12 protein-coding genes are annotated in these 13611 nt (G+C 65.6%); 3 read left to right on the forward strand and 9 right to left on the reverse strand.

The genetic code is table 11. The features are described 5' to 3' along the window. Nucleotides 1–37: 37 nt before the first annotated feature. The gene (locus tag ABE459_RS18270; RefSeq protein ID WP_323828674.1) at nucleotides 38–358 is read right to left on the reverse strand and encodes an I78 family peptidase inhibitor; all 321 of its coding nucleotides are present in this window, start codon (nucleotides 356–358) and stop codon (nucleotides 38–40) included. Between the two features lie 288 nt (nucleotides 359–646). Between ABE459_RS18270 and ABE459_RS18275 the strand changes: the two genes are divergently transcribed. Further along, nucleotides 647–859 carry a hypothetical protein gene (locus tag ABE459_RS18275; RefSeq protein ID WP_125464739.1) on the forward strand — a complete coding sequence of 71 codons (213 nt, stop codon included), beginning with the start codon at nucleotides 647–649 and terminating at the stop codon, nucleotides 857–859. Here ABE459_RS18275 and ABE459_RS18280 read toward each other — a convergent pair. From ABE459_RS18280 to ABE459_RS18310, 7 genes are all read right to left on the reverse strand, one after another. Beyond that, nucleotides 831–1838 (reverse strand): nucleoside hydrolase, encoded by a 1008-nt coding sequence (locus ABE459_RS18280; protein WP_323828672.1) that lies wholly within the window; start codon nucleotides 1836–1838, stop codon nucleotides 831–833. The genes ABE459_RS18275 and ABE459_RS18280 overlap by 29 nt on opposite strands. A 183-nt stretch (nucleotides 1839–2021) precedes the next feature. Then, complete coding sequence (gene rbsD / locus ABE459_RS18285) at nucleotides 2022–2426, reverse strand: D-ribose pyranase (RefSeq protein WP_323828670.1); 405 nt, start codon at nucleotides 2424–2426, stop codon at nucleotides 2022–2024. Beyond that, entirely contained in the window at nucleotides 2423–3331 is a 909-nt protein-coding gene (gene rbsK / locus ABE459_RS18290; protein WP_323828668.1) for a ribokinase, read from the reverse strand. The genes rbsD and rbsK overlap by 4 nt, the downstream gene beginning before the upstream one ends. A 9-nt stretch (nucleotides 3332–3340) precedes the next feature. Beyond that, nucleotides 3341–4363 (reverse strand): LacI family DNA-binding transcriptional regulator, encoded by a 1023-nt coding sequence (locus ABE459_RS18295; protein WP_125464743.1) that lies wholly within the window; start codon nucleotides 4361–4363, stop codon nucleotides 3341–3343. Between the two features lie 6 nt (nucleotides 4364–4369). Beyond that, on the reverse strand, nucleotides 4370–5365 hold the full coding sequence (locus ABE459_RS18300) for an ABC transporter permease (RefSeq protein WP_125464744.1): 996 nt from the start codon (nucleotides 5363–5365) through the stop codon (nucleotides 4370–4372). Then, entirely contained in the window at nucleotides 5362–6915 is a 1554-nt protein-coding gene (locus ABE459_RS18305; protein WP_125464745.1) for a sugar ABC transporter ATP-binding protein, read from the reverse strand. The genes ABE459_RS18300 and ABE459_RS18305 overlap by 4 nt, the downstream gene beginning before the upstream one ends. A 128-nt stretch (nucleotides 6916–7043) precedes the next feature. Then, the gene (locus ABE459_RS18310) at nucleotides 7044–7997 is read right to left on the reverse strand and encodes a sugar ABC transporter substrate-binding protein (RefSeq protein WP_323828665.1); all 954 of its coding nucleotides are present in this window, start codon (nucleotides 7995–7997) and stop codon (nucleotides 7044–7046) included. A gap of 340 nt (nucleotides 7998–8337) precedes the next feature. On the opposite strand from ABE459_RS18310, the gene ABE459_RS18315 reads away from it, so the two are divergent. Next, nucleotides 8338–9426, forward strand: a complete 1089-nt coding sequence (locus ABE459_RS18315) for an asparaginase (RefSeq protein WP_189654572.1) — start codon at nucleotides 8338–8340, stop codon at nucleotides 9424–9426. Nucleotides 9427–9474: 48 nt separating this feature from the next. Here ABE459_RS18315 and ABE459_RS18320 read toward each other — a convergent pair whose 3' ends face one another. Further along, nucleotides 9475–11325: a polyurethanase gene (locus ABE459_RS18320; RefSeq protein WP_323828663.1), complete on the reverse strand. Its 1851-nt coding sequence runs from the start codon at nucleotides 11323–11325 to the stop codon at nucleotides 9475–9477. A 238-nt stretch (nucleotides 11326–11563) separates the two neighbouring features. On the opposite strand from ABE459_RS18320, the gene ABE459_RS18325 reads away from it, so the two are divergent. Continuing rightward, complete coding sequence (locus tag ABE459_RS18325) at nucleotides 11564–13531, forward strand: DNA topoisomerase III (RefSeq protein WP_323828661.1); 1968 nt, start codon at nucleotides 11564–11566, stop codon at nucleotides 13529–13531. Nucleotides 13532–13611: the final 80 nt, after the last annotated feature.

Below are 13611 nucleotides of genomic sequence, written 5' to 3' on the forward strand. Positions count from 1 at the left end.
AGGTCTCATCGCGATGCGACTTGCCCCGCGAGCACCATCAGCCGCAGTTGACGCGGGTGACCACACCTTTGTCATCGACATTCAGGTTCAGGCGCTCGGAGCGATACTCCAGGGTGATCATGTCGTGGGGTTTGAGGATGCGCGCCATCTGCGAGCCACTGGCTTTGCGCGCCTGCTCGAGCAACTCCGCGGTAGCCGGCTTGCCAACGGTGAAATCGGCGCCACTGGCTTCGCAGCGGCCATCGTTGCCGGCCGGGGAGGCAGGTGCGGCGGTGCCACCCGAGGTGCCGCCGGTGCTGCAGCCTGCAAGAACGGTGGCCAGCAACAGGGTCGCCAGGGAAGCGCGGGTACGGAACATGAATCCTCCTAATCGATCGTGGGAACTGCCCAATACGACAGCCCCTAAAACTGATTGTTGCAAAACTGCAAGATTCTGCCTGAACCCGGCCGTAGACGCGAAGGGCAATCGTGACGGGATTTTGCACCGAACCACTGGTTCACCCTGGCGCCGCCCTTATGCCTAAGTCGCAGGGCCAAGGTGACCAAGGCATGATTTACTGCAAACAGTGGAGTGCGCAACGCCTCCCCCTCGAACGCCAGGACCCGGTATTCGACTCCTCAGCCCAGGCCCCAGCGAGAACGCTTCATGAGCAACCACAGCATCGATGCCGACATCAAGGTCAAATGGGACGAAGGCCAGAGCGCCTATAGCCCGGGTTCGCCCGAAGAACTGGTACTGATCGCCATCGATCTGCTGGTGCGCGACCGCGGTGGTGAAGCGGCGCGCAGCTTCATCGAGCAGGTACTGGAACGCCACGCGCCACAGGCTGCTATTGCAATCGAGCCAGGCGCGCGCTGAGCAGGTCGAAGAAGCCCTGTGCGTCGCCCTCCTCCACCCAGGTGACATTGGCGGGCTGCTTGAGCACGCCGTACCAGTCGGCGACGGTCTGGCCAAAAGTCGGGCCCACACGGCTGTCGACCACCATGTGGATGTCCCGTCCCTTGAACAGCTCGGGCTTGAGCAGGTAGGCGATCACGCTGGCATCGTGCACCGGGCCGCCAGGCATGCCGTAGGTGTCCATGTCGAACTTGATGTAGGCGTTGAGGATATCCACCACCAGTTTGCTGGCCTTGTTGTTCACCGCCGCCAGTTGCTTGAGGCGTGCATCGCTGGTGAGCAGCTTGTGGGTGACGTCCAGCGGCAGGTAAGTGAGTTTGACGCCACTGGCCAGCACCACCTCGGCGGCGTGCGGGTCGGCATACAGGTTGAACTCGGCCGCCGGGGTGATATTGCCGCCGTTGAAGTGAGCGCCGCCCATGACCACCACTTCCTTGATGCCCCTGGCGATGTCCGGCTTCTGGATCAGCGCCAGGGCCAGGTTGGTCTGCGGGCCGAGCATGGCGACGGTGATGCTGTGGGGCTCGGCGGCGCCCAGGGTATCGACCAGGTATTGCACGGCGTTGCCTTTGGCCAAGGGTTGTTTCGGCTCATGCACCTGGATACCGGTCAGCCCTTCTTCACCGTGCACATTGGCGGCATAGATCGGCGCGCGCACCAACGGCCGCCCTGCCCCGGCATAGACCGGAATTTCTTCACGGCCACCCCATTCACGGGCCAGCCGGGCGTTGCGCGAGGTCTTGTCCAGGCGCACGTTGCCGGCGACCGTGGTGATGGCGCGGATTTTCAGCTCGTCAGGCGAAGCCATGGCCAGCAGTAGCGCGACCACGTCGTCGGCGCCGGGGTCGGTGTCGATGATCAGGTCACGCGGGGCGGCCATGACGGTGGTGGTGGCTAGCGCGGACATGAGCACGGCTCCTTGCAGCAGGCGTTTGAACATTGGGTTTTCCTTTCTCCAATTGCTTGAACTTATCGCCCCCCTGTGGGAGCGGCGGTTCGCCGCTGCGATTTACCCGCGAACACCGGCGAAGCCGGTGCCATGCATCGGCGGCGCCTGATTCGCGGGTAAACCCGCTCCCACAAGGGTTGTAGATAGCTAGGCAGCGGCATTACCACCAAGGCTTCAGAAAGTGACGCCCGCCACCAGGGCGATATTGCTGTAAGGCTTGCACTCACCCGTGCGCACCACGGCCCGGGCCTGCTGGCACAACACCTTGAATTCAGCGTGGGTCAGTAACTGGCACGGGCCGATCACCCCCTCGCCACGCAAACGTTCAACCTCCACCAACGCCGGCGGCGCAGCCTGGATGATTTCCTCGGCCAGCACATGCCGCTCCACCTGCATCTCGCTCAACACCACCCGCAGCACGCTGGCGAAGTCGGGAATCCCCGGCGTCAGCGCCAGGTCGATCAGCTCAACCCCTGGCGGCACCGGCAAACCGGCATCACCGATCACCACAATGTCGCCATGGCCCAACCCGGCAATAACCCGTGACAGGGCAATGTTCAGCAGCGGCGTCTTCTTCATGGCGCCAGCTCCCGCAGATAGGGAATCGAAGGCTGGGCACCCGCGCGGGTAACCGACAACGCCGCTGCACGCTGCCCGAAAACGATTGCGTCGTTGAGCGAAAGGCCACGGGCCAAGCCGGCGGCAAAGCCACCGACAAAGGTGTCACCGGCCGCCGTGGTGTCCACCGCGTTGACCGGCGCGACGGGGAAGTGCCTGTCGCCCTGCCCGTCGACAAACAATGCACCCTGGGCACCCAGGGTGACGATCACCTTCCCAGCCCCCAGCTGTATCAACTGCTCGCCAGCACGGCGAGCACTGTCGAGGTCGGTCACCGCCACCCCGGTCAGCGCCTCGGCCTCGCTTTCGTTAGGGATCAGGTAGTCGACCTGGGCGTACCAGCCCACCGGCAGCGGGCCGGTGGCCGGCGCCGGGTTGAGGATCACGGTCTTGCCCAGCTCGCGCCCGCGCGCCAGGGTCCAGGCCACGGTCTCGGCAGGCACTTCAAGCTGGCAGATGATCACTTCGGCCTGCTGCAGCAACGCGTCGAAGCGTTGCACCGACTCAGGAGTGAGCAAGCCATTGCCACCCGCAATGATGACGATGGCGTTCTGGCTGGCGGCATCCACCACGATCAGCGCCACGCCACTGGAAACGCCCGGACAGATGCCGACGCCCCGGCAGTCGACACCCTCCACTTCCAGCGCCTTGCGCAGCTGCTGGCCATAGGCATCGTCACCCACATTGCCGACCATCGCCACGCTGGCGCCCAACCGGGCCACGGCCACGGCCTGGTTGGCGCCCTTGCCGCCGGGCACGGTGAAGAAGCTGTCACCGGCCAGGGTCTCACCGCCCCGTGGCAGGCGCTGGGCGCGGGCCACCAGGTCCATGTTGAGGCTGCCGACCACTACCACCTTGGCATCCATGGGCATTCCTTAACGGTAATCGTTGAACAGGTCCGGGCGCGGCCCGGTGGATTCGCGCAGGACGATGCGCGGCGCGACGATGCGCTGCTCCACCGCCCCACAGCTCGGAGCGCCAATGCGCGACAGCAGCAGCGCCGCCGCGCTCTCGCCCAGCTCGCGGATCGACTGGCCGACGGTGGTCAGCGCCGGGTACACATAGCGGCTCAGTTCGATGTCGTCGAAACCGATCACCGACAGCTCGCCTGGCACATTGATATTGCGTTCGGCGGCGGCGCGCAGCACGCCAAAGCCGATCATGTCGTTGCCAGCGAAGATCGCCGTCGGCCGCTGGCCATCGAGCAGCCGTGCCGCGGCGGCATGGCCTCCGGGGCTGGTGAAGTCGCTGTGCAACACATGGCCGGCGGCAATGCGTAGCCCGGCCTCGGCCATGGCCCGACGGAAACCGGCCAGGCGCAGTTGGCTGACGCCGGTGTCCACCGGGCCTGCGATGGTGGCGATGTCGCGATGGCCCAGCTCCAGCAAGTGGCGGGTGGCCAGGTAAGCGCCGTGTTCGTGATCGATCCGCACAAGGTCTGCCTCGACGCCGTCCAGCGCGCGGTCGACGATGACCATGGGCGTGCGCACGCAGGCCAGGCTGTCGAGCAGGTCACGCTCCTCGCCCACCGAGGCGACAACCAGGCCGTCGATGCGTTTTTCCAGCAGCACGCGCAGGTAGCTGCGCTGCTTCTGCGGATCGTCGTCGGAGTTGCACAGGATCACGCAGTAGCCGTTGCGCTCGCAGGCATCCTCGATGCCCCGTGCCAGCTCGGCGAAGTACGGGTTGACGCTGTTGGGCACCAGCAGGCCGATGGTGGCGGTGCTGCGGGCCTTCAGCGAGCGGGCCACGGCGCTGGGCACGTAGTCGAGCTCGGCGATCGCCGCCTCGACCTTCAGGCGCACGTGTTCGCTGACCGGACGGGTCTTGTTCAGTACATGGGACACGGTGGTGTAGGAAATACCCGCCAGTGCCGCGACATCTTTGATGGTGGCCATGTTTTATCAGTTCCGCCGGTTCGCACGCCGGCTACGGTAAGTGTCGAGCACCACGGCGATGACGATGACCGCCCCGGTGATGATGCGTTTGGTGGGCTCCGAAGCACCGATCTGGGCAAGGCCTGCGGCCAGCACCGAGATGATCAGCACCCCGAAGAACGTACTGATGACCGAGCCGCGCCCACCCATCAGGCTGGTGCCGCCGATCACCACGGCGGCGATCACCTGCAGCTCCAGGCCGGCCCCGGCGTTGGGATCGGCGGCCTCCAGGCGGGAAATCTGGAACAGCGCGGCCAGGCCTGCGAGCACGCCCATCAGGGCGAACACCAGGATCTTGTACGGGCGCGGGTCGATGCCGGCCAGGCGCACGGCTTCTTCGTTGGTGCCGATGCCGATCAGGTAGCGGCCGAACACCGTGCGGGTCAGCACCAATTGGGCCAGCACGATCACCAGCAAGCCAATGATGAAGGCCGGCGAAATGCCGAAGGCGATGGGGTTGGAGAACCAGGCGAAGGCATCGCCGATGTAGGCGGTGCGCGAGTCGGTGAACTGGTAGGCCAGGCCCCGGGCCATCTCCAGCACGCCCAGCGAGACGATGAACGACGGGATGCGCCAGGCCACGGTAATGCTGCCGGTGATGCTGCCGGCCAGCGCCGCCACGGCCATGCCGAGCAAGGCGGCAGGCAGCACGCCCCAGCCCCAGCCGAGGATCGCCACGCTGACCGTGGAGGCGGCCAGCGCCAGCACCGAGCCCACCGACAGGTCGATACCGCCGATGATCAACACGAAGGTCATGCCCACCGCCAACACCATCAGGTCGGGGATCTGGTTGGCCAGGGTGCTGAAGGTGGCATAGGAGAGAAAGTGGCTGCTGAGCAACGAGAACAGCACGATCATCGCCAGCAGAGCGCCGGCCAGGCCCAGGTAGGTGCCCAGGCCATAATAGTTGCCGCTGCGGCGGGCGGGCACGGCGCCCGGAGTGTCGAGAGGGGTGGTTTTCATGCGTCCATCCTGGGAGCTGCGTCGTGCAGCAGGGCATCACGTTTCTGGTAGCCGGCAAAGGCGGCGGCAAGCAGCTGGTCCTGGCTCCAGCGGTCACGGTCGAAGGTGTCGATCAGGCGCCCGGCGGACAGCACGGCGATGCGGTCGCAGATCAGCATCAGCTCGCGCAGGTCGCTGGACACCACCACCAGGGCCTTGCCCTGGCGAGCGAGCTCGGCGAGCAGGCCATAGATATCGAACTTGGCACCCACGTCGATCCCGCGGGTGGGCTCGTCGAACAGCAGCACCTGGCAGTCACGCTCGAGCCAACGGCCGATCACCACCTTCTGCTGGTTGCCGCCGGACAGCTCGCCCACCGCCTGCGTCGGGCCGGCGCTGCGAATGCGCATGGCGCTGATCTGACGTTCGGCCAGGCTGCGCTCGGCGTCGCGATCGAGCACACCGCCACGGGACACCGCGCCCAGGTTGCCCAGGGCGATGTTGGCGCTGATCGACTGGGTCAGCAGCAAGCCTTCGCCCTTGCGGTCCTCGGTGATCAGGGCGATGCCGGCGGCCACGGCGGCCTTGGGCGAGTCGATGCTCACTGGCTGCGGCGGCAGGCCAAGGGCGATCTGCCCGCTGTCGGCGCGGTCGGCGCCGTAGATCAGGCGCAGCAGCTCGGTGCGCCCGGCACCGATCAGCCCGGAGATGCCGAAGATCTCCCCTGCCCTTACTTCGAACGACACCTCACGCACCTTGTCGCCACGGCTGAGCTTGTCGACCTTGAGCAACGGCGCGCCGATCTGGCGGCGGCCAAGGTCGATGTGTTCACCCAGCTCGCGGCCGACCATCAGGTTGACCAGCTCGTTGCTGTTGTAGCGCTGGATCGGCTCGGCGCATACCAGCTTGCCGTCGCGCAGCACGGCGATGCGCTGGGCTACGCGCTGCAGCTCTTCGAGGCGGTGCGAGATATAGACGATGGCCACGCCACGCTGGCGCAGGCGCTCGATCTGGGTGAACAGCAGTTCCACCTCACGGCTGGTGAGCATGGCCGTGGGCTCGTCGAAGATCAGCACATGGCAGTCGCCAATCAGGTTGCGGGCGATCTCGACCATCTGTTGGTGGCCGATCCCCAGCTCGCCAACCGGGGTGTCCGGGTCGATGGCCTCCAGGCCCACCTGGGCCATGGCCGCCGTGGCCAGCTGGCGCAGGCGCTTCTGGCTGATCCAGCCGAAGCGGCTGGGCAGGTTGTCGAGGAACAGGTTCTCGGCCACGGTCAGGGTCGGCAGCAGGTTGAGCTCCTGCATCACCATGCGCACCCCAAGGCGCTCGGCCTCGGCGCGGCTGCCGGGGTTGTAGGGCTGGCCGCGGTAGTGCATCTGCCCGGCGGTGGGGATTTCCAGGCCGCTGATCAGCTTGGACAGGGTCGACTTGCCCGCACCGTTTTCGCCGGTCAGCGCCAGCACCTCGCCGCCGCGCAGCTCGAGGGTGACATCGCCGAGCACCGGCTGGGCGTAGGTCTTGCCCAGGCCGCTGACGGCCAGCATGGTTTCATTGGCCGGTACTGACATGGCCATCTCTCCCAACATGTTCAATTAGCACGCCCCCTGTGGGAGCTGGCTTGCCAGCGATGACGGCAACTCGGTGCATGGCACCGGCTTCGCCGGTGATCGCTGGCAAGCCAGCTCCCACAAGCCAATCACTGGGTAATCAATTCCACCGGCGTCTGGATCACATTGTCGGCATCCACGGCAGGCCTCTCGCCCTTGAGCACCGCCAACGCCGCCTGGATGCCAAACACCGCCTGCTGGCTGGCGGCCTGGTCGAGGGTGGCGAGCACGCGGCCATCCTTGAGCATCGGCTTGATGGCCTTGATGTTGTCGTAGCCGACCACCTGCACCTGGCCGGCCTTGCCCGCTGCGCGCACGGCCGAGACCGCCCCCAGCGCCATGCTGTCGTTGCCGGCCAGCAGCGCCTTGAGTTCGGGGTATTCGTTGAGCATCGAGGCGGCCACGGCGTTGCCTTTGTCGATTTCCCAATTGCCGGATTGCACCGAGACGATCTTCATCTGCGCGGCTTCCATGGCGTCCTTGAAGCCGGCGGTGCGCTGCTGGGCGTTGGTGGTGGTCGGCACGCCCTCGATGATGCCAACCTGATCGCCGGCCTTGAGCTTCTCTTTAGCCAGGTAATCGCCGACGAGGCGCGCGCCCTTGCGGTTGTCGGGGCCGACAAAGGGCACGCTGATGCCCTTGCTCTTGAGCAGTTCGGGGTCGAGGCGGTTGTCGATGTTGATCACCACCACGCCTTTGTCCATGGCCTTCTTCACCGCCGCGACCAACGCCTTGGAGTCGGCCGGCGCGATCACCAGGGCCTTGGCGCCTGAGTTGACCATCTGCTCGACGATGCGGATCTGCTCACCGGTGTCGGTTTCATTCTTGATGCCGTTGGCGATCAGCTCGAAATCTTGGGGATGGGCTTTCTGGTAGTCCTTGGCGCCGTCTTCCATGGTGCGGAAGAACTCGTTGGCCAAAGACTTCATCACCAGGGCGACCTTGGGCGCGTCCTCGGCATGGGCGGCAGACAGTGGCAGGGCGAACATCAGCGAAGAGAGCACAGCGACGGCCAGCGGACGACCGGAGAACGGCAGTTTCATGGAAATGACTCCGAATTTTGTGTTTTTTATCGGATGCAAACGTTTGCGGTGACTCACTATGGAAACAGGTCCCGCGTTTGTCAAATCCAGTACGTAGGCAAAGCGCCAGCACGCACGCCAGATTATCCGCAATTTATCCGAAAAACCGAACACTTTTCCTACGCTTGTTCGGGATGCCGAACGACGGCAACCCGCGCAGTCTCACGCACTCAGGTTACACATGATGAATATCAACGGCTTACAGATGAAAAACGACGAACGGTAAGGCCTGGTACGAAATCTGCCTGACTGTGGTGCGACACAGCGAACATCTCATTAGGAAGAGAGAAGAAGAACTATGATCAACATCGCACTCAAGGCCTTCACCCCGGCCACCCTGGCCCTGCTGCTGGCCCTGCCGACCTCCGTTTCGGCCAAGGAAGCCGAGCAACAACAGAAGCTCGCCAACGTGGTGATCCTCGCCACTGGCGGCACCATCGCCGGTGCCGGTGCCAGCGCCGCCAACAGCGCCACCTACCAGGCCGCCAAGCTCGGCATCGACAAGCTGATCGCCGGCGTGCCGGAACTGGCCGACATCGCCAACGTGCGCGGCGAGCAGGTCATGCAGATCGCCTCCGAAAGCATCAGCAACGATGACCTGCTCAAGCTGGGCAAGCGTGTTGCCGAACTGGCCGACAGCAAGGACGTCGACGGCATCGTCATCACCCACGGCACCGACACCCTGGAAGAAACCGCCTACTTCCTCAACCTGGTGGAGAAGACCGACAAACCGATCGTGGTGGTCGGCTCCATGCGCCCGGGCACCGCCATGTCCGCCGACGGCATGCTCAACCTGTACAACGCCGTGGCCGTGGCCAGCGACAAGCAGAACCGTGGCAAAGGCGTGCTGGTGACCATGAACGACGAGATCCAGTCCGGCCGCGATGTGAGCAAGTCGGTCAACATCAAGACCGAAGCCTTCAAGAGCGCCTGGGGCCCGATGGGCATGGTAGTGGAAGGCAAGTCCTACTGGTTCCGCCTGCCGGCCAAGCGCCACACGGTCAACTCCGAGTTCGACATCAAGACCATCAGCAGCCTGCCTGCCGTGGACATTGCCTACGGCTACGGCAACGTCACCGACACCGCCTACAAGGCCCTGGCCCAGGGTGGCGCCAAGGCGATCATCCACGCCGGTACCGGCAACGGTTCGGTATCGTCGCGCGTCGTCCCTGCCCTGCAGGAACTGCGCAAGAACGGCGTGCAGATCATTCGTTCGTCCCACGTCAACCAGGGTGGTTTCGTTCTGCGCAACGCCGAACAGCCTGACGACAAGAACGACTGGGTCGTGGCCCACGACCTGAACCCGCAGAAAGCCCGCATCCTGGCCATGGTCGCCATGACCAAGACCCAGGACAGCAAGGAACTGCAGCGTATCTTCTGGGAATACTGATCCCGGCCTGAACCCGCCGCGGCGCCCGGCCGCGACGGGTTCACTCCATCAAGCGATGACGATCTGGCCGTCCGCCAGGCCCTGCCCGGCAATGCCCACCAGTGTCACGCTGTCCTTGCCGAATGTCAGCACCAGGTCATCACCCACCTGGCTCAGGTGATCACGGAAGTCTCGCGACGCCGTGCCACCGTCCACCCCCATGAACACCAGACGGTCCTGGCTGCTGAAGTCCAGCACCCGGTCCTGGCCGAAATGGCCGTCGAACAGAAAGGTGTCGCGCCCTGCCCCACCGCTGAGCAGGTCGTTGCCGGCACCGCCCACCAGCACATCATTGCCCGCACCGCCCACCAGGCGGTCGTCGCCGTCCAGGCCGAACAACCACTGGCCCTGCTTGCCGGCCACCAGGGTGTCGCCCGCCTGGCTGCCGCTTTGCGAGGCGGCGTAGAGGTTGAGCTTGCCGCTGGAGAGCAAGCCATCGACGCCAACCGTGTGGCTGACCTCCTTGCTGAAGAACACCAGGCTCGTCTCCTGGCTCACCAGGCTCTCGACGTTGCGCACCAGGCTGATGCCGCCTTCGGCGTCGCGCACGTACAGCGTCCCTTGCCCGTCACGGGCAATGCTCAGGTTGGCCAGCGCGTCGCCGAGCTTCAAGGTGTCGTGGCCGCTGCCACCGTCGATCAGGTTGAAACCGCCTAGGTCACGGAACGTGTCATTGCCGCCTAGTCCTTCCAGGTAGTCGTTACCACGCCCGCCCTGGATAAGGTCGGCCTGCTCGCTGCCGATTATGAAAGTGCTGCCCTTGTGCGTCTCGGCGTTGCGGTTGAGGTCCTGCACCCAGATCGAGCCCCGGGTGACGTCGGACAGGTTGCTGACCACGATGGTCGAGTCGCGGCTGGTCCACTGATAGAAGCCGGAGTCCAGCACCCGGCCCAGGCCGTCGGTATAGGCCGCCGGCAGGTGCGACAGCCAGGTGGCGATATTGCCGATGGAGTACGGCAGCAGGTTCCAGGCGTCCGAGGCGTAATGGTCGTTGAAGTTGACGATGTTGTCGGTGGCCGAAGCCTTGGCAGCGTCGTGCACGCCCAGGGTGCCCCAGGTGACCGACGTGCCGTCGAGCGCACGGAACACCGGATCGTTTTCGTAGCCGATGTTGAGCACCTTGTCAGGGTTTGCCGCCTGGGTGGGCGAGGCGAAGGCAACGTAGCGCGCGTCATCAAAGAAGCCACCCCAGCGCGTACCGCTCAGGTCGGCCAGGCTGTTGACCGCCAGGCCGCCCAGGCTGTGGCCGCTGACGGTAATGTCGGCGCCGCTCAGGCCGTTGGCCTTGGCGAATGCCGCGACGTCACCGAGCAGGCCATCGAAGGCCTTGGCCGCGTAGTCGCGGGCATAACCGGCAGGCCCCAGCGCCGCCAACAGGTCGTTCACCGCATCGCCCAGGGTGTCCCCCAGCAGGTTCTCGCGGGGGCCGCTGGTGCCACGGAAGGCGATGCCGATCCCGCTCAGCTGGCCATTGGCATCGTAGCGCCCGAGGATTTCCACCTGGGCACTGGTGTAGCCCGGCGTTTCCCCGTGAAAGGTACCGCGGGCGTCGGTGTGGCCGTTGTAGCCCAGCTGCGCGGCGCTGATCGGCGTCCAGCCGGCGGCCTTCACCTGGGCCAGCGCCTTGGCTTCGGAATCGGGGTTCCACGGGATGCCGGGGATCACCCCCTGGCTGTCGCTGCCGCCGATCAACGCCTTGACCAGCGTGGCCGGCAGGCCAAGGCCGAAGCCATGTTGCTGGTAGCCGACGGCAAAGCCGTCGTCGATGCCATGGTAGGCGTACATGGCCAGGGCCATGGCGTCCTGGTAAAGCGCGCCGGAGGCGGCGCTGTCGAGCTGCTTGTAATCGAATACGGGCATTGTTTGACGTCCTTGTTGCAGGTAGGAAAAACGCCCCAGCGACATCGTCCACTGACACGACTGACGGGCGAAGGGCCAAGTTCGCACGGGGCTCGACCTCAGGTCCAACGCCGTGCCTGGGGCTACCCTGCCAAAGGTGCGGGCATAAAACCTGTACATGCATACAGATAAAACTTGCCTGCCCGCCCTGCCTTGCGCATCCTAGTGCCCCATCTCCAACGATGAAGCGTTGCCGGCCATGCGCCTCTTTCTCTGCGAAAAACCCTCCCAGGCAAAAGACATCGCCAAGGTGCTCGGCGCCCAGCGCCGTGGCGATGGCTGCTGGCAAGGCACCGACCTGTGCGTCACCTGGTGCATCGGCCACCTGCTGGAAACCGCGCCACCAGACAGCTACGACGAACGCTACAAACGCTGGTCCCTCGATGACCTGCCGATCATCCCCGACAAATGGAAGATGACGGTCAAGCCCAAGACCGCCAGCCAGTTCAAGGCGGTCAAGCGCCTGCTGGGCGAGGCCCGCGAGCTGGTGATCGCCACCGACGCCGACCGCGAGGGCGAGATGATCGCCCGCGAACTGGTCGAGCACTGCCGCTACCGTGGCCCCATCCAGCGCCTGTGGTTGTCGGCACTGGACGATGCCTCGATCCGCAAGGCCCTGGGGCGCCTGCTGCCTGGCCAGGAAACCTTCAGCCTGTACCACTCGGCCCTGGGCCGCTCGCGTGCCGACTGGCTGATCGGCATGAACATGAGCCGCCTGTTCACCCTGCTCGGCCGCCAGTCCGGCTACCAGGGCGTGCTGCCGGTGGGCCGGGTGCAAACCCCGACGTTGCGCCTGGTGGTGGACCGCGACCGCAGCATCGCCGATTTCGTGCCTGTGCCGTTCTGGGCCATCGACGTGCAGCTGGAAAGCACAGGCCAGGTGTTCAATGCCCAGTGGCGCGCGCCGGAAGACGCCTGCGACGACCAGGGCCGCTGCCTGCAACAGGCGTTGGCGCAGCAGGCCGCCGCCGCCATGCAGGCAGCGGGCACGGCGCGGGTGCTCAAGGTTGCCACCGAGCGCGTGCGCGAAGCGGCGCCGCTGCCCTTCGACCTGGGCACGCTGCAGGAGCTGTGCTCGAAAAAGTTCGGCCTGGGCGCCCAGGAGACGCTGGACATCGCCCAGGCCCTGTACGAAACCCACAAGCTGATCACCTACCCGCGCAGCGACAGCGGCTACCTGCCGCTCAGCCAGCACGGCGAGGCACCAGCAATCCTCGCCGCCCTGCAACGTGCCGACGCCAGCCTCGCACCGTTGCAGGCGCATCTTGAGCCCCAGCGCCGCTCACGGGCGTGGAACGACCAGAAGGTCAGCGCCCACCACGGCATCATCCCCACCGCCGCCGCCAGCGACCCGGCGCGCCTGCCGCCCAAGTACAAGGCGGTCTACACGCTGATCCGCGCCCGCTACCTGGCGCAGTTCCTGCCCAACCACGAATACGACCGCACCCAGGCCGAGTTCGACTGCGCCGGGCAAGCGCTGCGCGCGGTGGGCAAGCAGATCGTCGAGCCGGGCTGGCGCCGCGCCCTGCCCGAGGCACTCACCCCGGCCAAAGGCCGCGAAGCACCACCGGCTCAGGTGCTGCCCGCCCTGCGCGAAGGGCAGGACTGCGCGCTGCATGATCTGCAACTGAAAGACCTGTGGACCCAACCGCCCAAGCCGTTCACCGAGGGCGACCTGATCAAGGCGATGAAGAACGTCGCCAAGCTGGTGGATGACCCGCTGCTCAAGCAGAAGCTCAAGGAAACCACCGGTATCGGCACCGAGGCCACCCGCGCCAGCATCATCCAGGGCCTGCTCGATCGGGGTTATCTGGTCAAGCATGGCAAGGCGCTGTCGGCGACACCCGCGGCGTTCAGCCTGATCGATGCCGTGCCCCGCGCCATCGCCGACCCCGGCACCACGGCCATCTGGGAGCAGGCGCTGGACATGGTGCAAAGCGGTGAGATGAGCCTTGAGGAGTTCGTCGCCCGGCAGTCGGCCTGGATGGGCAAGCTGGTGCAGCGCTGCGCGGGGATGCGCCTGAACATCAGCGGCCCACCCCTCGCGCCGGGAGGCAAGGGTGCGCCGTGGAAGAAGAAGCGTGGGGGTGGCGGCAAGCGCAAGGCGGAGCCAGGGGTGGCCAAGGCCACAACCCCGCGCCGGCGCAAGACTGCCGGCAAGTCATGAACCATCGCGGGGGGACGGGCCGCGGCGGGGGGCGGCAGGGGCAGGGCCCCCCGAAACGTTGGGGAAAAAAAACCACCAGA

The organism is Pseudomonas sp. TWI923, from assembly GCF_039673365.1.
GTDB lineage: Bacteria > Pseudomonadota > Gammaproteobacteria > Pseudomonadales > Pseudomonadaceae > Aquipseudomonas > Aquipseudomonas sichuanensis.